The sequence below is a fragment of the Novosphingobium kaempferiae genome (assembly GCF_021227995.1).
Lineage (GTDB): Bacteria > Pseudomonadota > Alphaproteobacteria > Sphingomonadales > Sphingomonadaceae > Novosphingobium > Novosphingobium kaempferiae.
Window position 1 is genome coordinate 3,688,638 of sequence record NZ_CP089301.1, and the last position, 19,368, is coordinate 3,708,005.

General features: G+C 64.7%; 18 protein-coding genes and 1 tRNA gene. 9 read left to right on the forward strand and 10 right to left on the reverse strand.

Features of this window, described 5'->3' with window-relative positions:
• The first annotated feature begins 47 nt into the window (after positions 1-47).
• From dusB to hflX, 7 genes are all read left to right on the forward strand, one after another.
• The gene (gene dusB, locus LO787_RS16890; protein ID WP_232492158.1) at positions 48-1,079 is read left to right on the forward strand and encodes a tRNA dihydrouridine synthase DusB; all 1,032 of its coding nucleotides are present in this window, start codon (positions 48-50) and stop codon (positions 1,077-1,079) included.
• Positions 1,076-2,194: a two-component system sensor histidine kinase NtrB gene (locus LO787_RS16895; RefSeq protein ID WP_232492159.1), complete on the forward strand. Its 1,119-nt coding sequence runs from the start codon at positions 1,076-1,078 to the stop codon at positions 2,192-2,194. The genes dusB and LO787_RS16895 overlap by 4 nt, the downstream gene beginning before the upstream one ends.
• A complete protein-coding gene (locus LO787_RS16900) occupies positions 2,191-3,618 on the forward strand; it encodes a sigma-54-dependent transcriptional regulator (protein ID WP_232492160.1) in 1,428 nt (475 codons plus the stop codon). Before LO787_RS16895 ends, LO787_RS16900 begins: the two co-directional genes overlap by 4 nt.
• Before the next feature lie 111 nt (positions 3,619-3,729).
• Positions 3,730-5,940 (forward strand): sensor histidine kinase, encoded by a 2,211-nt coding sequence (locus tag LO787_RS16905; protein WP_232496353.1) that lies wholly within the window; start codon positions 3,730-3,732, stop codon positions 5,938-5,940.
• 31 nt (positions 5,941-5,971) lie between these two features.
• Complete coding sequence (gene ntrX / locus LO787_RS16910; protein ID WP_232492161.1) at positions 5,972-7,369, forward strand: nitrogen assimilation response regulator NtrX; 1,398 nt, start codon at positions 5,972-5,974, stop codon at positions 7,367-7,369.
• 145 nt (positions 7,370-7,514) lie between these two features.
• A complete protein-coding gene (gene hfq / locus LO787_RS16915; RefSeq protein ID WP_232492162.1) occupies positions 7,515-8,117 on the forward strand; it encodes an RNA chaperone Hfq in 603 nt (200 codons plus the stop codon).
• Positions 8,118-8,133: 16 nt separating this feature from the next.
• Positions 8,134-9,480: a GTPase HflX gene (gene hflX, locus LO787_RS16920; RefSeq protein ID WP_232492163.1), complete on the forward strand. Its 1,347-nt coding sequence runs from the start codon at positions 8,134-8,136 to the stop codon at positions 9,478-9,480.
• 30 nt (positions 9,481-9,510) lie between these two features.
• On the opposite strand, the gene mazG is transcribed toward hflX, so the two are convergent.
• From mazG to LO787_RS16970, 10 genes are all read right to left on the reverse strand, one after another.
• Positions 9,511-10,287 carry a nucleoside triphosphate pyrophosphohydrolase gene (gene mazG, locus LO787_RS16925; protein WP_232492164.1) on the reverse strand — a complete coding sequence of 259 codons (777 nt, stop codon included), beginning with the start codon at positions 10,285-10,287 and terminating at the stop codon, positions 9,511-9,513.
• A 54-nt stretch (positions 10,288-10,341) separates the two neighbouring features.
• Positions 10,342-10,527 carry a hypothetical protein gene (locus tag LO787_RS16930; RefSeq protein WP_232492165.1) on the reverse strand — a complete coding sequence of 62 codons (186 nt, stop codon included), beginning with the start codon at positions 10,525-10,527 and terminating at the stop codon, positions 10,342-10,344.
• The gene (locus LO787_RS16935) at positions 10,524-11,306 is read right to left on the reverse strand and encodes an MBL fold metallo-hydrolase (protein ID WP_232492166.1); all 783 of its coding nucleotides are present in this window, start codon (positions 11,304-11,306) and stop codon (positions 10,524-10,526) included. Before LO787_RS16935 ends, LO787_RS16930 begins: the two co-directional genes overlap by 4 nt.
• Positions 11,303-12,082 (reverse strand): TatD family hydrolase, encoded by a 780-nt coding sequence (locus LO787_RS16940; protein WP_232492167.1) that lies wholly within the window; start codon positions 12,080-12,082, stop codon positions 11,303-11,305. Before LO787_RS16940 ends, LO787_RS16935 begins: the two co-directional genes overlap by 4 nt.
• The gene (metG, locus tag LO787_RS16945) at positions 12,082-13,641 is read right to left on the reverse strand and encodes a methionine--tRNA ligase (protein WP_232492168.1); all 1,560 of its coding nucleotides are present in this window, start codon (positions 13,639-13,641) and stop codon (positions 12,082-12,084) included. Before metG ends, LO787_RS16940 begins: the two co-directional genes overlap by 1 nt.
• Before the next feature lie 83 nt (positions 13,642-13,724).
• On the reverse strand, positions 13,725-14,699 hold the full coding sequence (locus tag LO787_RS16950) for an AAA family ATPase (protein WP_232492169.1): 975 nt from the start codon (positions 14,697-14,699) through the stop codon (positions 13,725-13,727).
• Complete coding sequence (gene tmk, locus LO787_RS16955) at positions 14,696-15,337, reverse strand: dTMP kinase (protein WP_232492170.1); 642 nt, start codon at positions 15,335-15,337, stop codon at positions 14,696-14,698. The genes LO787_RS16950 and tmk overlap by 4 nt, the downstream gene beginning before the upstream one ends.
• Entirely contained in the window at positions 15,334-16,491 is a 1,158-nt protein-coding gene (locus LO787_RS16960) for a D-alanyl-D-alanine carboxypeptidase family protein (RefSeq protein WP_232492171.1), read from the reverse strand. The genes tmk and LO787_RS16960 overlap by 4 nt, the downstream gene beginning before the upstream one ends.
• Before the next feature lie 60 nt (positions 16,492-16,551).
• A complete protein-coding gene (locus LO787_RS16965; RefSeq protein WP_232492172.1) occupies positions 16,552-17,568 on the reverse strand; it encodes an SPOR domain-containing protein in 1,017 nt (338 codons plus the stop codon).
• A complete protein-coding gene (locus LO787_RS16970) occupies positions 17,552-18,577 on the reverse strand; it encodes a lytic murein transglycosylase (RefSeq protein ID WP_232492173.1) in 1,026 nt (341 codons plus the stop codon). The genes LO787_RS16965 and LO787_RS16970 overlap by 17 nt, the downstream gene beginning before the upstream one ends.
• A 144-nt stretch (positions 18,578-18,721) precedes the next feature.
• On the opposite strand from LO787_RS16970, the gene LO787_RS16975 reads away from it, so the two are divergent.
• Both LO787_RS16975 and LO787_RS16980 read left to right on the forward strand, forming a co-directional pair.
• Positions 18,722-18,811: transfer RNA gene (locus LO787_RS16975), tRNA-Ser, on the forward strand.
• Positions 18,812-18,887: 76 nt separating this feature from the next.
• Positions 18,888-19,334 carry a c-type cytochrome gene (locus tag LO787_RS16980; RefSeq protein ID WP_232492174.1) on the forward strand — a complete coding sequence of 149 codons (447 nt, stop codon included), beginning with the start codon at positions 18,888-18,890 and terminating at the stop codon, positions 19,332-19,334.
• The last annotated feature ends 34 nt before the right edge of the window (positions 19,335-19,368 follow it).

Genomic DNA, 19,368 nt, shown 5'->3' on the forward strand with positions numbered 1-19,368 from the left:
GCAATCCACTATGCGCTGCCTGTTTTTTAGGCAGCGCTGCACGTATCATGACCTCATTGCCCCTTCCGCCGGCTCTGAAGCCGATCCATGTCGGTCCCGTGACGATCGACTGTCCGGTCGTGCTCGCCCCGATGACGGGCGTGTCCGACCTGCCGTTCCGAAAGATGGTCCGCGCGTTCGGCTCGGGCCTTAACGTCACCGAGATGATCGCGAGCCCCGCCGCCATCCGCGAGACGCGCGTGTCGCTGCAGAAGGCGATGTGGGATGTGATCGAGGATCCCGTCTCCATGCAGCTCGTCGGCTGCGAGCCGGACCAGATGGCCGAGGCGGCGAAGCTGGTGGAAGATCGCGGCGCCGCGATCATCGACATCAACATGGGCTGCCCGGTCCGCAAGGTCGTCAACGGTGACGCAGGCTCGGCGCTCATGCGACAGGTTCCGCTGGCGACGAAGCTGATCGAGGCGACCGTCAAGGCGGTCAAGGTGCCGGTCACGGTCAAGATGCGCATGGGCTGGTGCCATGACAGCCTCAACGCCCCCGAACTCGCGCGTATCGCCGAGGATCTTGGCGCGAAGATGATCACCGTCCACGGCCGCACCCGCAACCAGATGTACAAGGGCGAGGCGGACTGGGCCTTCGTGCGCAAGGTCAAGGATGCGGTCTCCATCCCGGTCATCGTCAACGGCGACATCTGCACCGTGAACGACGCCGCGCAGGCACTGGAGCAGTCCGGCGCGGACGGCCTGATGATCGGGCGTGGCGCCTACGGTCGTCCGTGGTTCCTCGCGCAGGTCATGCAGTGGTGGCGCGGCCAGCCGGTCGCCGCAGACCCGACCGTCGCCGAGCAGTACGAGATCATCCGTCGCCACTACGAGGACATGCTCGACCATTATGGCGCCGACACCGGCGTCAAGATGGCCCGCAAGCATCTGGGCTGGTACATCAAGGGTGTGCGCGGGTCGGCCGAGTTCAGGAACAAGTTGAACTTCATCGCCGATCCCGCTGAAGTTCTTCGTGAACTGGCCGAATTCTACGCGCCCTACCGCGACAGCGACGACGGCCAGCGCCAGGCCGCATGACCCCGGAGACGGCGACCGCACTTCCTGACGCCCATCGGCTGCTCTCCAGCCTGCCACATGCCGTGGTGCTGCTGGAGAACGGGCTGACGATCACCTCGCTGAATCCTGCCGCCGAGCAGTTCTTCGGACAGTCGGCGCGGCGCCTTGTCGGTACGCGGCTGCGGGACATCCTGTCGATTTCCGACCGGCGCCTGCTCGACCGGCTTTCCGATTCCGAAGCGCCGGTCTCTGCGCGCGAAGTGGTGGTCCAGCTCAAGGGGAAGGGCGCGCGGCGCGTCGACATCAACGTCGCACCGGTGGCCGACAGCCCGGGCTGGCAGGTTGTGACGCTGCAGGACAACAGCGCCGCCGAAGCGCTTGGTGACGATTCGGGAGGTCCGGACAACGCCGTCCTGCGCGGGCCCGAGATCATGGCCCATGAGATCAAGAACCCGCTCGCAGGAATACGCGGCGCGGCGCAGCTTCTCGCGCGCAAGATCGAGGACAGGGACAAGGCCCTCACCGACCTCATCACCGGCGAGGTCGATCGCATCGCCGGTCTGATCGAGCGGATGCAGAAGCTGAGCGGGCGCACCACTCCGCCGGTCGAACCCTGCAATCTCCATGAGGCCGCCCGCCGTGCCATCGACGTGCTGAATGCCGCGAAGGGCGACAAGCCCTCGTTCCGGCTCGTCGAGGAGTTCGACCCGTCCCTTCCGCCAGTCTTGGGCAGCCCCGACGGGCTGGTGCAGGTGCTCATCAACCTGCTGTCCAATGCCGTCGATGCCTGCAAGACGGCGCGCGAGCCGCGTGTCACCATCCGCACGCGTTTCGCCAGCGGGCTCCAGCTTCACACCGGAGACGACGGCGCGCCGCTGCGCCTGCCGATCGAGGTGCGCGTCAGCGACAACGGCCCCGGCATCGACGCGGTCATGCGCGACCATATCTTCGAGCCTTTCGTCACCACCAAAAAGTCGGGGCAAGGCCTCGGCCTGCCGCTGGTTCGCAAGCTGGTGCGCGACATGAACGGGCGCATCACGCATGACCGCGACGACGAGAACGGCATGACGCACTTCCGCATCCACCTGCCGCTCGCCCGCGAGACGCGCAACCGTCCCCGGAGAAAAGCGGAATGACGATGAACGTGCTCCTGGTCGAGGACGACATGTCCATCGCCATCGTCATCACCGCCGCGCTGGAGGCCGAGGGGTTCGCCGTCGCTCATTGCGAGACGCTGGCCGAGCGCGACCGGATGCTGGCGGAGCGCAGCTTTGCGGCGCTTGTCACCGACGTCATGCTCCCCGACGGCGACGGTATCGAGACCATTGAGCGCGTCCGCGCGCTTCATCCGCAGATGCCGATCGTCATCCTCTCGGCGCAGAACACTCTCGACACCGCCGTGCGCGCGACGGATACCGGGGCCTTCGAATACTTCCCCAAGCCATTCGACATCGACGAACTGGCCCGGACCGTGCGGCAAGCTGCCGGGGCGGCGCAGGGTCAGGCGTCGGACGACGAACCGGTGGCCGACGGGCTTCCCCTCGTCGGGCGCAGCGCCGCGATGCAGTCGGTATTCCGCATGATTACGCGCGTGCTGCGCAATGATCTGACGGTGCTGATCCTCGGCGAGTCGGGCACCGGCAAGGAACTGGTGGCCGAGGCGATCCACCAGCTTGGCAACCGCCGGGAAGGGCCGTTCATCGCGGTCAACACGGCCGCAATCCCCGCCGAACTGATCGAAAGTGAACTGTTCGGGCACGAGAAGGGCGCCTTCACCGGCGCCGTCGCGCGTCATGTCGGTAAGTTCGAGCAGGCGGCGGGCGGCACGCTGTTCCTCGACGAAATCGGCGACATGCCGATGCAGGCGCAGACCCGCCTGCTGCGCGCCCTGCAGTCCGGCACCGTGCGCCGCGTCGGCGGGCGCGAGGAAATCCGCCTCGATACCCGCATCGTTGCCGCCACCAACAAGGATCTGGAACCGGAGATTGCCGCCGGGCGGTTCCGCGAGGACTTGTACTATCGCCTCAACGTGGTGCCGATCCACATGCCGCCGCTGCGCGACCGTCGCGACGACATCGACGTGCTGGCACGTCATTTCCTCCAGCACGCCGCCAACGAGGGGCTGCCGCGCCGCCAGCTTACGCGGGAGGCCGCAGAACTGCTCAGTCGCCAGCCATGGCGCGGCAACGTGCGTGAGCTCAAGAACTTCATCTATCGCCTCGCCCTGCTGGCGCGCGAGGATGTGATCGACATCGACTCGATCGCGCCGCTGCTGACGCCCGAACCGGCGGCGCCTGCCGCCGACGGGGACGGGGCGATCACCGTCTTCGATATCGCCAGCGCCGTCGCTCAGTGGCTCTCGAGCACGCGGCCCGCCAGCGGCACGATCTACGACAGTGCGATGGCCGCATTCGAGCGCCCGCTGTTCGCCGAAGTGCTCCGCGAAACCGCCGGTAACCAGTTGCGCGCAGCGCAGGCGCTGGGGATTAATCGCAACACTTTGCGCAAGCGGCTCGGCGAGCTGATGCTCGACCCTGAGGAATTCGCTCGTCGATCGTAGAGGCGCCTTCGTGGATTTGCTCTTGCAGCAAGGCCACAGTCCTGTTGTAACGGCGCAACGATGAGCGAAGGAGCAGTCCAGAAACGGGCCTGGCCGCGATGGTGGCGACGGATGCAGGTGGCTGCACGCCGCGCGAACTTTTTCGCCATCATGGAGGTGCTCTCGCTGGTCGCCTTCCTGACGATGACGGCGATCACCTGGTTTGCGCTCAACAGCGGCGGTGATCGGCGCGACCTGCTGCCTTCGAACCTCACTGCGAGCCTGCTCGTCGGCACTCTGGTTCCGGCCATGGCGATCCTCGTCCTGCTGGGCCGACGCATGGCGCTGCGCCGCGCAGCCGAGCATGCGACGGGCGGGACGGGCCAGATGCACGTCCGCCTGGTGTTCATCTTCTCGCTGATCGCTGCGATCCCGACGCTGCTGGTGGTGGTCTTCGCTTCGTGGCTGTTCCAGTCCGGCGTCGAATTCTGGTTCTCCGACAGTTCGCGCGGGTTGCTGGAGAACGCCAACAAGCTGGCGCGCGGCTACTACGAACAGACTCTGCGCGACGTCGGCTACGAGTCGGTGGCGATGGCTACCGACTCCCGCGACGAACTGAGCCGGGTGCCGGTCGCCAGTCGCGAATTCCAGACGTTCCTCTCCTATCAGGTCGTGCGCCGGAACCTCAGCGGCGCCGCGATCGTGCAAATCGATGCGAACGGCGAGCAGCGCACGCCGATTATCGTCGATCCCGAAGGCGTCGCAGAGAACAATCGCCTGAGCACGGATGGCCTCGAACGGCTCGACAAGGGTGAGCCTTATGTCGTCAGCGCGAAGGACAACCGCATTGTCGCTGCCGCGCCGATCGAGCGTTCCTCCGGCGTCTACCTGCTGGTGGTCCGCAGTTCCGACCTGTTGTCGTTGAGCCAGGGAGAGCGGGCCGAGAACATCGTGCAGGCTTACGAGGTGCTGACGAGCCGTGCGCGCGTGCTGCAGTTGCGCTTCAACGTGGCGCTGTTCGTGGCTTCGCTTGCGCTTGTCGGCCTGTCGGTGTGGTTTGCCCTACGGTTTGCAGACCGACAGGTCGAGCCGCTCTACGAATTGGTCGATGCGGCGCGAAGGGTCGGCGCGGGCAACTATGCGCTGCGGATCGAGCGGCGTACCGGCGCCGACGAGATCGGACTGCTCAACCGCGCCTTCAACCGCATGACCGCGCAGATCGACAAGCAGACGCAGGCACTGCTCGGCGCGAACCGGCAGGTTCATGAGCGCAGCGTCTTCATTGAGGCGGTGCTGGAATCCGTCACCTCGGGCATCATCTCGCTCGACGAGCAGGGGCGGATCCTGCTGATGAACTCGACCGCGCAGAAGTTGCTGACCGACCGGGCAGGTGAAGTGCCGGAAGGAATGGCTATCGCCGATCTCGCGCCCGCCATCGCTGCGTTGGTGGAGCAGGGCACGCCCGGCGGGATCGTCCAGTACAACCGTGGCGGTGATCTGCTCACGCTCGCGGTCAAGACGAGCCGCGACGTCACGGGGCATGTCATCACCTTCGAGGACATCACCCGCCAATTGCTCGACCAGCGCACCGCCGCATGGTCCGACGTGGCGCGGCGCATCGCGCACGAGATCAAGAACCCGCTGACCCCGATCCAGCTCGCGACTGAGCGCCTCAGCCGCCGCTACCGCAAGCAGATCACCGACAATCCCGAACTGTTCGAGGATCTTACGCGCACGATCATCCGGCAAGTGGGTGACCTGCGCAAGATGGTGGACGAGTTCTCTTCCTTTGCGCGCCTGCCCAAGCCGGTGTTCCGCGCCGAGGATCCCGTCGCGCTGACCCGACAGGCGCTGTTCCTGCAGGAAGTCGCGCGCCCCGACATCGACTTCAGCTTTGCTGCCGATCGCGGCATTGGCCTCATCGATTGCGATCGTCACCAGTTCGGCCAGGCGATGACCAATGTCCTCAAGAACGCCGTCGAGGCGACCGAGGCGAAAGCCAAGGACATGGAGGCGAGGGATACGGGCGAGCCATATCGCGGTGCGATCTTCGTCGAAGTCACCCATCAGGACGAATCGATCCTCGTTCGCGTCACCGACAACGGCATCGGCTTGTCGCAGGACAAGGAACGCCTGATCGAGCCTTACGTGACCACGCGCGAGAAGGGCACCGGGCTCGGCCTCGCGATCGTCAACAAGATCATCGAGGAACACGGCGGCGAGATGACGTTCACCGCCGCGCAAGGTGGCGGCACCACAGTGACGATGCGCTTCGCGCACGACCCGCTCGCCCAGGAATCCGCCGGCGCGCTGCCCTCCCGCAAGCCGGAGGCAGCGCAATGACCCGTTTTACCAGCACGAAGAAGATTGGCGCATGGCACTTGATATCCTGATCGTCGACGACGAACGCGACATCCGCGAACTGGTCGCTGGGGTGCTGAGCGACGAAGGCTACGATTGCCGAACGGCGGGCGATAGCGAGGCCGCGCTCGCCGCCGTCGATGCCCGTCGCCCGTCGCTGGTTCTGCTCGACGTATGGCTCCATGGCAGTCCGATGGACGGGCTCGAAGTGCTTGATGCGATCAAGGCGCGTGAGCCAGAACTGCCGGTCATCATCTTCTCCGGCCATGGCAACATCGACACGGCGGTGGCCGCGATCAGCCGCGGGGCGGTCGACTTCATCGAGAAGCCGTTCGAGGCCGAGAAACTCCTCCATCTCGTCGGCCGGGCGACCGAGACCGAGCGCCTGCGCCGCGAGAATGCGCAGCTTCGTCAAGGCGTCTCGACCAATGAGGAGTTCACGGGTTCCAGCGGCGCGATCAACCAGGTCCGTGCCACGCTCAAGCGCGTCGCCAATACCGGCAGCCGCCTGCTGATCACCGGACCGGCGGGATCGGGCAAGGAGGTCGCCGCACGCCTGCTCCATTCGTGGAGCCCGCGTGCGGGCAACGCCTTCGTCAGCGTCAACTCCGCGCGCATCACGCCCGAACGCTTCGAGCAGGAACTGTTCGGCGAGGAAGCGGACGGCACGCTGATCCGCTCCGGCCTGCTCGAAAGCGCGGACGGCGGCACGCTCTACTTCGACGAAGTGGCTGATATGCCGCTTTCGACGCAGGCGCGCATCCTGCGCGTGCTGACTGACCAGGCCTTCGTGCGTGTCGGCGGCACACGCCAGATTCGCGTGGATGTGCGGGTTGTCTCCTCGACCTCGCGCGATCTCGAAAAGGAAATCGCCGAGCGCCGCTTCCGCGAGGACTTGTTCTACCGCCTCAACGTCGTCCCGATCGTGATTCCGGCACTGCGCGAGCGGCGCGACGATATTCCGGCGCTGATCGACCACTTCTTCGCGCGCTATGCCAATGAACAGGGCGTTTCGCCACCACATGTCAGCGGCGAGGCCATGACCGCACTCCAGGCCTATGAGTGGCCGGGCAACGTGCGACAGTTGCGTAACGTTGTCGAGCGCACCGTCATCATGGCCCCGCGCGAGAAGTTGTCGAAGATCGAGGCGGATATGCTCCCGCCCGAAATCTTCAACAGCCGGGGAGGGGCGGACGCAGGCGTCACCGTGATGATGAGCGCGCCCTTGCGCGAGGCGCGCGAAACCTTCGAGCGTGAGTACCTGCGCGTCCAGATTCGGCGGTTTTCCGGCAATATCTCGAAGACGGCGGCGTTCATCGGGATGGAGCGCTCGGCCCTGCATCGCAAGCTGAAGCTGCTCGGAATGTCGGAGCGGCGCGAGGACGAACCGGACCTCGACGAACCGATCTGAGTTTCGGTGTAACATTTCTGCTACAAAAACCCCGTTTACTGCATTGCAGCAAATGGGTAGTTTCTGATTCGAGAACGGCCCGCGCAATTCGCGGGACCAGATCGCGGACCGCATGGGCGGCCGCCAAAAAGAAGGAGCATACACAATGGCTGGTCGTACCCTTTCCGCGCGACCCAAACCGGCACCTGAGACCCCTGAGGTCGAAGAAGCCGCCGAGTCAGTAGCCGCTGCGCCCGTGAGCGCCGGTACTTCGGCTCCGGCTCCGTCCGGCAAGGGCGGCCAGAACCTTCAGGACCAGTTCCTGAATCTGCTGCGCAAGAACAAGACCCCGGTCACCATGTTCCTCGTCAAGGGCGTGAAGCTGCAGGGAATCGTTACCTGGTTCGACAACTTCTCGATCCTGCTGCGCCGTGATGGCCAGTCGCAGCTCGTCTACAAGCACGCGATCTCGACGATCATGCCTTCGACCCCGGTCGATGCGCGCCAGTTCGGCAGCGGACCGGAGAACGCCAAGAAGCAGCGCGTGCTGCAGGATGTCTTCCTCTCCAGCATCCGCAATGCCGGCGTGCAAGTGACGATGTTCCTCATCAACGGCGTGATGCTCCAGGGCCGCGTCGCCGCTTACGACCTCTTCTGCATGCTGCTTGAGCGCGAAGGCTACGTGCAGTTGGCCTACAAGCATGCCGTCTCGACGATTCAGCCCGTGACTCCGGTCGACCTTCAGGCGCATGAAGAAGCCGACGACTGAGAAAAGCTGAACCGAATTGAACGACGAATTGAAGGGCGAGGTCACGCGCGGCGCGCGGGCCCTCGTCGCCTATCCGCAAATGAGGGGCAGGGGCGACCTTGATCCCGAAGCGCGCCTTGAAGAAGCCAGGGGGCTGGCGCTCGCCATCGGCCTTGAAGTGGTCGAGGCGATGGCGATTGTCATCCGCGATCCGCGTCCGGGCACTCTGTTTGGCGAAGGCCAGATCCAGAACATCGGCGTCGCCTGCGAGCTTAACGAGGCTGAACTCGTCATCGTCGATGGTTCGCTGACGGCGATCCAGCAACGCAACCTCGAAGAAAAGCTCAAGCGCAAGGTCATCGACCGCACCGGCCTGATCCTTGAAATCTTCGGTGAGCGTGCAGCGACGGCGGAAGGCCGACTGCAGGTGGAACTCGCCCACCTCGACTATCAGGCCGGACGTCTCGTGCGCAGCTGGACTCACCTCGAGCGTCAGCGCGGCGGCTTTGGCTTCCTCGGTGGTCCCGGTGAGACGCAGATCGAGGCGGACCGCCGCATGATCCGCGATCGCATGGCCAAGATCCGTCGCGAACTGGAGCAGGTGCGCCGCACGCGCGGTCTTCACCGCGACCGGCGTGAAAAAGCGCCATGGCCGGTGATTGCGCTTGTCGGGTACACCAACGCGGGCAAATCGACACTGTTCAACCGCCTGACCGGTGCGGATGTCATGGCTGAGAACCTGCTGTTCGCGACACTCGATCCGACGATGCGGGCGATCCGCCTGCCGGGGCTCGAAAAGGCGATCCTGTCGGACACGGTAGGGTTCATCTCGGACCTCCCGACCCAGCTTGTCGCGGCCTTCCGCGCGACTCTGGAGGAAGTGACTGCCGCCGACGTCATCGTCCATGTGCGCGATATCGCCAATCCCGATACCGAAGCGCAGAAGCGACAGGTCCTCGAAGTTCTGGCCGATCTCGGCGTCTTCGCCGAACAGGATAATCGGGAAGGGGAGGCCTCTGATGAAGCCGTGCCCGCAATTCCGATCATCGAGGTCTGGAACAAGTGGGATCTGCTCGGCCCCGATCAGGCCGCAGGATTGCGCGAGGCGATGGACCATCGCGACGGTGAAACCATCGTGCCGTTGTCTGCGCTGACTGGCGAAGGCTGTGACGAGTTGCTCGAAACAGCCGGCCGCAAACTGACGCTGGACGCGAAGACTTACACTTTCGTCATTCCTGCGGCAGATGGCCAACGACTGGCGTTCCTGCACGCGAGAGGCGAGGTCGTGTCGGAACAGGATTCCGGCGAGGGAGAGCAGGGCCCGCAACTGCGGTTGCAGGTCCGTCTTTCCGAACGTGAATTCGGGCGCTTCATGGCTCTGTGAAACAAACTCGCACCGGGGCGAATATCCGGCTCAGCGTTCGGAGCGCTTGACCACCTGCCAATAGGCTTCCTGCTCATCGAGCGAGAGCGCCGCGAAGTCCTCGCCTTCGGATTTGGCGAAGCTTTCCATCGCCTTGAATCGACGCTCGAACTTGGCATTGGCGGCGCGCAGCGCGTCTTCGGGCGCGATGCCGTTCAATCGCACGAGATTGACCGCGGCGAATAGCAGGTCGCCTGCTTCCTCCAGCTTTTCGGCGGAAGAAGCTTCGGCGAGCTCGTCCATTTCCTCGAGAACCTTATCCGCCGCGCTGCTCGGGTCCGGCCAGTCGAATCCGACACGCGCCGCTCGCTTCTGCAACTTTTCGGCGCGCATGAGTGCGGGCAGCGAAAGCGCGACGCCATCGATGGCGCTGGTGGCACCCTTGGCGGCGCGTTCCTTGGCCTTAAGGCTTTCCCAACGTTCGGTCTGTGCATCGCCTGATGCATCGTCGCCGAAGATATGTGGGTGGCGAGCCTCCAGCTTGTCTGAAATCGCAGCGGCGACATCGGGGAACGCGAAGTGTCCGGCTTCCTCGGCCATGCGGGCATGGAACACGACTTGAAGCAGCAGGTCGCCGAGTTCCTCACGCAGCGCGCCGAGATCGTCGTGCGCAATGGCTTCGGCAACCTCGTAGGCTTCCTCGATCGTGTAGGGAGCGATGGTCGCGAAGGTCTGATCCTTGTCCCATTCGCAGCCGTCCTGCGGATCGCGCAGGCGGGCCATGATGGAAAGGAGGCGGTCTATCTGCTGGTGTCGGGTCATAGCCATATGAAGATGATAATTATGATTATGTAAAATATGAAGTGGTGAGAGCGTGCATTCTCATGGCTGGATACGGAAGCCGGACCATTGGATGACCAGCACCAGACCGATGATGATCGCAGCCCATATCGATGCCAGCCGTAAAGCTTTGCTTCCCCCGAGCCCACGTATTTCCGGATTGCGCACCGCCAGGATCAGGCAGCCGATGATGGAGATCATCGATACGATCATGGCGGTCGAGTTCACGGCGCAATCACCAGTCCATCATAAGCGACCTGCACGTTGGCAGGCACGGATGCACTCAGTGTGGCATAGTCCATGCTCTTGTCGAGATGCGTCAGCACCGTCGTGCCGGCGCGACAGACCTCCGCCAGCTCAAGCGACATCGCAAGATGCGCATGGGTCGGATGTGGTTCGCGACGCAGACAGTCGACCACCAGCACGTCGCAACCGTAGAACAAGTCGATCATTCCGCGCGTAATCTGGTTGAAGTCTGTCGCGTAACCGACTGATTTTCCGTCCGCATCGAACAGGAAACCAGTCGAGTCCATTCCACCATGCGGCATCTGCGTGTGGCCAACGCGGAATCCTTCGCACAGGCGTACAGTGTCGAGATTCTCCAGCGATATCAGCGTCGGATAGCCATGTTGCCCGGCAAAGACGTAGCCGAAGCGCTGGCGCAACCGGCGCACGGTCTCTGCATCCGCGTAACCCGGGATCGGCCCGGCGCGGCCATAACGCAGCGGACGCAGATCATCGATGCCGTGGCAGTGATCGGCATGGTCGTGCGTCCAGAACACCGCGTCGATGCGATGGACGTCGTTGGCCAGCAACTGCGCACGCAAATCCGTCGGCGTATCGACGAGGATACGAGAACCGGCATCGCTCTCCAGCAGGATGGCGACGCGGGTTCGGCGGTTTTTCGGTTCGGCCGGGTCGCACGAGCCCCAGTCCGGGCCGCCATTCTCGCCGCCAAGGCGCGGCACGCCGGTCGAGGTGCCGCTGCCGAGGATCGTCACTTTCACGCGTAGGCGGCCTTGGTAAACAGCGCGAAGAAATTGCGCGTCGTCGCCTGGCCAAGTTGCTCGACGCTGGTCCCGCGCAGATCGGCGACGAAGCGCGCAGTATCTGCCGTAAACGCTGGCTCGCACTTGCGGCCGCGATGCGGCACGGGCGCGAGGAACGGTGAGTCCGTCTCCACGAGCAACCGGTCCTCGGGAATTGTCTTCACGACCTCCTGCAAATCCTTCGCGTTCTTGAAAGTCACGATGCCGGAAATGCTGATAGAGAGGCCGAGATCCAACACCTTATGGCCGAAATCGGCGCTTGCGGTGAAGCAGTGGATGAGCGCCGGGAAGGCGCCCTTCCCCATTTCTTCCTCAAGGATGCGCGCGGTATCGTCCTCGGCATCGCGGGTATGGATGATTATCGGCAGGCCGGTTTCGCGTGCGACAGTGATGTGTGTGCGAAAAAGCGCCTGCTGCACGTCGCGATCGGACTTGTCGTAATAATAGTCGAGGCCGGTCTCGCCGATGCCGATGACGCGCGGATGGGCTGCCGCTTCGAGCAGCGCCCCCTCGCCCAGATCGGCATGCTGGTCCGCTTCGTGCGGATGGATGCCTATGGAAGCCCAGACATCGGGTTCGCGCGCCGCAGTCGCAACGACGCGATCCCATTCCCGCTGCCGCGTCGAGATATTGAGGAAGCCCTTGATCCCGGCTTCACGCGCGCGAGAAAGCACGCCCGACTGGTCCTCGACGAGCCCTTCGTATTCGAGGTGGCAGTGGGAATCGATCAGCATCAGGCGGCAGCTTCCTCAGGCAGTTCGAGGCGCGGGAACACGCCCTGCGGCTTGTCCACCTTGTAGCCGGAGGCGGCGAGCGCTGCTAACCATTCGGCGTCGGCCAATGCGGCGTAGTGACGCGCATCGGCAGCCTGCCCCATCTGATCGAGCAGGGTATCGATCGCGGTCGGTACGACGGGCCTGACCGCGATGGCGAGATCCCGCACGACGCGGAACAGCGTCATCAGCACGGCTTCCATGCGGGCGGGGTCACTCTTGCGAAGCGCCCACGGGGCCTGCTCGTCGACATACTGGTTGCAAGCGAATACCGCGCGCATCCAGCTTTCCAGGCCGGTGCTGAAATCAAGATCATCGAAGGCGCTGCGAAGCCCGGCGATGCCCTCGGCGACGGCAGCGAACAGGGCGGCGTCTGCCTCTGTTTCTTCAAGCCCGGCCTTCACTTCGCCATCCATGTTCTTGAAGATCATGGACAAGCTGCGCTGCGCAAGGTTGCCGAAGCTGTTCGCCAGTTCGGCGTTGGCACGGGTGACGATCGCTTCGGCAGACCACGAACCGTCCTGCCCGAACGCCACTTCGCGCAGGAAGAAATAGCGCAGGGTATCGACGCCGAACGTCTCCGCCAGCCCGATCGGGTCGGTGACGTTGCCAAGCGACTTCGATTCCTTCTGGCCGCGGTTGAGCAGGAAGCCGTGTCCGAAGACCTGCTTCGGCACGGCGAGGCCCGCGCTCATTAGGAAGGCGGGCCAATAGACAGTGTGGAAGCGGACGATGTCCTTTCCGATAAGGTGGACGTCTGCAGGCCAGAACCTGCCAAAATCGCCGTCCGCCTCAGGAAATCCAAGGCCGGTGATGTAGTTGGTCAGCGCATCGACCCAGACGTACATGACGTGGTTGTCGCTGCCGGGCACCTTGATGCCCCAGTCGAAACTGGTGCGTGAAACCGACAGATCGCGCAGGCCGCCTTCGACGAAGCGCTGTGTCTCGTTGCGGCGGCTTTCCGGGCGGACGAAGTCACCGGTGGCGTACAGTTCGAGAAGCTTGTCCTGGTACTTCGACAGACGGAAGAACCATGATTCCTCGACCGTCCACTCGACCGGCGTACCCTGGGGCGACAGCTTGCCGCCGTCCTCGCCCGCTACGAGTTCGCTCTCGTCATAATAGGCCTCGTCGCGGACCGAGTACCATCCCTCGTAGCGGTCGAGATACAGGTCGCCATTGGCTTCCATGCGGCGCCACAGTTCCTGTGTCGCGGCATGGTGACGCGGTTCGGTGGTGCGGATGAAGACATCGTAGCCGATGTTCAGAGCGTCGCACATTTCCTTGAAATATGACGACATTTCATCAGCCAGAGCGGCAGGTGTAATGCCAAGGTCGCGCGCCTTCTGCGCCATCTTGAGGCCATGCTCGTCGGTGCCGGTCTGGAACCGGACGTTGAAGCCCTCCGCTTTCTTGAAGCGGGCAATGACGTCGGCCGCAATCGCCTCGTAGGCGTGGCCGATGTGCGGGCGCCCGTTGGGGTAGCTGATAGCGGTCGTAATGTAATAGGGCTCGCCCATGTGGCGTCGCGCTTCCCTGGCTGGTGTTTACAGGTCGTTCTTCAAGTGCGTTCTGAACTCAGGCCACGGCCCAGTAAAACGCGCTAGCGTGCCGCTTCTCTAGGCATCGCAGCCGAGGCCAGCAACCCGCCAATTTCCATTATGAGCAGCCCGGCGTCGAAATTGTAGGTCGGAGCCTGAGTCGCGAGTTTGGTCAACGCCCCGTATGCCTCGATGATACCAAGCTGGCGGCGTCGCGGCGCGTCGCGCAGTTCATGTACCAGCACGGCGCGCGCGAGTTCCAGCGTGGCGATCTGCCGGTCGCGTGCGGGGCGCCCGCCCATCTCGTCTGCCAGTGCGCCGCGTAGCGAGAAATCGGCGTCGCCGCGCTGGAGGATGCGCATCATCAGGGCGTGGATGATGCCGAGGTCATGCTCGACAATATCGAGTGCGATACCGGGCGAGCCTTGAGCGGCAGCGATGGCGGAGGCGCGCGCTGCAGCATCGGCCTGTGGCGCATCGCGCCGGATTACCGCGTCGAGTTCGTCGGTTCCCAATGCCGCGAAGCGCAGGACGCGACAACGCGAACGGATCGTCGGCAGCAGGCGTCCGGGTTGGTGGGCGACGAGCAGGAAATACGTGCCCACAGGCGGCTCTTCCAATGCCTTGAGAAGCGCATTGACGGCGCCCTTCTCCATGTCGTCGGCAGGGTCGATGACGATGGCGCGGCGGTCGCCGAAGGTGGGTTTGGTGGCCAGGCGGCGAATCATCGCGCGGATCTGGTCCACGGTGATGTTCCGCTTGGTCTGGTAGGGCTTGCCCTCGGCCTTCTTCTTCGCTTCGTCGTCGTTGGCGGGGAGATGGTCGAGGATATGGATGTCGGGATGCGCGTCGATGTCCGGCACCGGCGCCCCGGGCACGCGGACCAGTTCGGCTGCTGCTGCCCGGGCGAAGGCGCGCTTACCGAGGCCCTTGGCGCCACTCAGCAGCCACGCGTGATGCATGCGCTCGGAGGCCAGAGCGGCGAGCCATTCCTGCCATGCAGCGTCCTGACCGACTACGGGCGTTGGCACGCTCATGGCAGGAACCGGGCCAGTGCGGCGACGACCAGCGCATGCGTCGCTTGCGGATCGCCGTCACCGTCGATGCGTGCGAAGCGGGCCGGTTCTTCGTCGGCAAAGGCCGAGAAGGCGCTGGCGACGCGGGCGTGATATCCGGCATCGCGACCACCGATGCGATCGCTGCCTTCGGTGTCCCGCAACGCCAGTCGCTGTACCGCGATCGCCGGACTGACCTCGACCAGCAGTGTCAGGTCGGGCAGGAGCCCATCGCTGCCGATGTCGTGGAGCGTAGCGATATCCGCGTCAGACAGCCCGCCACCGCCACCCTGATAGGCCCTGCTCGAATCGAGGTAACGGTCGCAGATCACCCAGGCGCCGCGCGCCAGTGCCGGGCGGATGAGGCGGTGTACATGATCAGAGCGTGCCGCAGCGAACAGTAACGCCTCGGCGCGCGGGTTCCAACTTTCGCCGCCGTCCCCCTCCACGCCGTTCAAAAGAAGCGCGCGGATCGCCTCCGCTCCCGGAGTGCCGCCCGGCTCGCGCGTAGTCACGACGTCGAACCCGCGGATACGCAGGGCATCTGCGAGCAGGCGGGCCTGCGTGGACTTGCCCGCCCCCTCCCCGCCCTCAAGCGCGATGAATCGACCCTGCGTCATGAGAACAGGTTGATAAGCCCGTTCAGCAGCCTGTCCAGCCAACCCGCCGTGCCGACGTCACGCCCGGCGTAGAGCGGCACGCGGCCCGGAGCGAGGCCGGCGACACGGATTTCCAGTTCACCCACCTGCTCGCCCTTGCGGACGGGTGCGACGATCGGACCGTTATAATGGACGGCGAGGGTAATGCCGGGCTGCGTCCCGCGCGGGATGGTCGCGTGGACTTCTCGATTGGCGACAAGCGGCAAAGAGCGGGCATCGCCGCCCTGCACTTTCGCCTGTGCCACGGTCTGCCCCTGATCGAACAGATGGCGCGTGTCCCAGGCGGCGAATCCCCATTCGAGCAGTGCCTTGGCGGCATCGTCGCGCACCTTGGGCAACGGCGAGCCGGCCAGCACCATCACCAGACGGCGCCCGCCGCGCTCGGCCGTGCCGAGGAAGTTGTAGCCTGCCTCGCGCGTGTAGCCGGTCTTGATGCCGTCCGCGCCGGGCACGACGCCGACCGTCGGGTCATGGCTGCGCATGTTCACGTCGCGCCAGACCCAGCGCTTGTGGCCGGAGAATTCCCGGTACAGGTCCGGGTAGCGGGTAATCATCGCATCGGCGAGGCGCACGAGGTCGCTGGCGGTGACGTAAGTGTTGCCCTCATCCATCCAGCCATTGGGCGTGTTGTAGTGACTGCGCGTCATGCCGAGGCGCCGTGCCGCGTCGTTCATCTTCGCAGCCCAGCCCGCAACGCTGCCCGCATAGCCTTCGCCCAGCACGACGGCGGCATCGTTGGCCGAGGCCGTCATGATACCGTGGAGCAGATCGCGCGTGGTCGGCCTGTCCTTGGTCGTGATGTACATGTTGGTGCCCTTGGCGAACCATTCCTTCTCGGTCTCGGGCCGCTCCTGGAACTGCCGGTCGAGGCTGAGGCGGCCCGCGCCGATCTCTTCGAACGCCACGAACGCGGTCATGACCTTGGTGACGGAGGCGGGCAGGAAGGGCGTGTCGGGGTGCTTCTGCTCGAGCACCTGGCCGGAACCGAGATCTACCAGCAGGCTGACCGGGATCGGCGCGACTTGCGGGGGCGGCGTCGGGATGGTGGCGGCCGACGCGCTCACAGGAATCGTCACTGCGAGGGCCAGCTTCAGAACTTTGGAAAACGACTTCAAGACCCGACTTCTCCCGCGCGCCCTGCGGCGTCTGGTTTGCGCGCGGGAGACGTTTCAGTTTCAGTCCGCGCCGAGGATTCGGGCATCCCTATAGCCCGCCGCCTTGGCCTTCTCCAGCGCCGGAGCAGCTTTTGCACGGTTGGCGTAGGGTCCGAGCCGCACGCGCCAGAACTTGCCCGCAGGCGAAACGCTGCCGCCGAGCTGTGCCGCGACCTTGCGGGCCGAAGCTTCGGACGAGAACGCGGCGACCTGCACGACGAATGCGCCCTTTTCGGCGACATCCGGCTTTGGCTTGACCACTTCGACTGAAGGCTTGGCGGACGGTTTCGGCGTCGCGGCGACCGGCGGCTTCGCTGGCTGCGCGATTGCAGGAGCAGCGACTGCAGGTTTGGAAGGCTTCGGAGCCGGAGCTGTCTTGGCCGACGGAACGGGCTTCATGGTGATTGCAGAAGGCGCCGCGACCTTTGAAGATACTACAGGCGGCTCGCCCTTGGGCATGGTGGGTGGCGTGGAGGGAGGCGGCAGCAGCGGTGACTGGTCCGCCAGCTTTCGGCGCAGAACCTTGAGCAGCCCGTCCGGCGTCGCCATTCGCTCCGGTGCTCGGCCACCCGTGCGCAGCATAGCGCGCTCCTGTTCGGGCGGGTTGACCCGGCGCACCCGCACGGGGCTCTTCGATCCCGGTGCCATGCCAAGCTGCGCCGAGGCGTCTGGGGAAAGTTCGATCAGCGCATCGTTGACCATCGGCCCGCGCCGCTCGATGCGCACGAGAATGGTCCGTCCGGTCTCAAGCGAGGTCACTTCGACATAGCATGGCAGCGGCAGCGTCTTGTGCGCGGCGGTGACGCCGACGCCTTCGCCAACGATTGCATTGCCTACCGCGTCGTAGTTGAGCTGGTCGCTGGGCGTCCAGACGGTGCTGCCGATGGTGAACGGCTCGCCCACGACAACCGGGTAGTCGGCAGCCGGCCCTGTTGCCGGAGAGGCGGGCTGCGGGCTGCGGGTCGCGGCGAAAGCGCCGCCCGAGCCGAGCAGGACCAGCGCCGCAAGCGGCAGGGCGTGGTTAACGGGAAATCTCATCAGCAAGCAGCCCCACGGACATCGCGTAGTAGTTGGAGCAGTTGTACTGGAGGATGACCCGATAATTACCGGTTAACAGATAAGCCGGGGTGCCTGGTCCGTCGGGCTGGAACAGCGAGGCGAGCACGTCGCTGCCGATGGCCGTCTGCGGTGTCACGCCAAGCGCGCGCCATTGCGATACGGTCTTCCATTGCGAATGGCGCGCATGAACGGCCGCGCAGGCTGGCGACGACAGCTTCGTGGCATAGCTGTTGACGTTGAACCCCGCAGGCAGACTGGCCCGGACGCCCCACGGCTGGCCCGGTCGCCATCCGGCATCGCGGAAGTAGTTGGCGATCGACGCCAGCGTGTCTGCGGAACTGTTGAAGATGTCGGCGCGTCCGTCGCCATCGCCATCGACTGCAAGGCGCAAATAGACGCTCGGCAGGAACTGCGGATAGCCGAAGGCCCCGGCCCAACTGCCCTTGAGCTGCGAGCGGGGCACGCCGCGATCGACCATCTTCATGAGCGCGATCAACTCGCTCTCGAACAGTTCGCGGCGACGGCCTTCCCAGGCGAGTGTCGCCAGCGAGCGGGCGAGATCGAAATCGCCGGTGTAGCTGCCGTAGTTGGTTTCATGGCCCCAGATCGCGAAGAGAATCGGTGCGGGCACGCCATAGCGCCGCTCTATCTGCGGCAGGATCGAGCCAAGCGAAGCATAGCGCGCCTTGCCTCGCGCAACGATGGACGCGCCGACGTGCTGCGCGATGTAAGGCGCGAGCGGTGGCGGTGCGCCCCGGCTTCCTGGCTGCGATGTGTCCAGTGCGATCACACGGTCGTTCGGGGTGAGCCCGGTCAGCACGCTGGTGATCGCGCTGTCGCTGACCCCCTGCTTACGGGCATGGGAGGCGACGGTCTGCAGGTAGTCCGGGAAACTCTCCGGCTGCGCGCAAGCCTGCGCCGCGGGGAGCGCAAGGGTGATGGCAAAGACGGGAAGGCGTAGCGATCGGATGAAGGAGGCAAAGGTCATCACGACGAAACTTCGCACAAAGCGCTGCGGTTGCAAATGGCTGTGCGCCTGCTGTCGTGGACAGTCGCCGCAAGCCCGATGCCCCTCACCGCCCATGATCGCTCTTGCGCTGCCGCAACTTTGAGCTATGCGCAGGGACGCAGCGGACAGGTGGCCGAGTGGTTTAAGGCAGCGGTCTTGAAAACCGCCGTGGGCGCAAGCTCACCGTGGGTTCGAATCCCACCCTGTCCGCCACACCCCTCACATAGCCCCGATCACTGGGACAAATCGTCCGATGGGAAGTCCCGGGCGGCGGGACTAGAGCTCGGTAATGACCAGAGCCGGATTTCTAATCCTCGTCACTGTTGCCGCGCTTCTTTCGGGATGCGCGGACGACAGGCATGAGGAGCGCATGCGCGCTGCAGGACCAAACCCGACACTCGATGCGCTGTTGAAGGTGGCGGAGGTCGATGCCGGGGCCCGCAAGTTCAGACAATGCGCAGCCTGCCACCGGATTACGGAAGGGGCGCCGGATATGGGAGGCCCCAATCTGCACGGCGTCTACGGGCAGTCCATGGGACGGACGAGCGGGCGCTTTGGCTATACCGCTGCACTGCGTAATGCAGGTGGTCGTTGGGATGCGAGCACGCTGGATAAATGGCTGGCGAACCCGGCCAAGCTCGTGCCAGGCACAACCATGCAGTTTGCTGGCGTTCCGGACCCGCTCGATCGCGCCGATATCATCGTCTATCTGCGCAGCCAGTCCGGGGCACCGTAAACGGCGTCGCGGCACTACGCCGCGACGCCGAAGA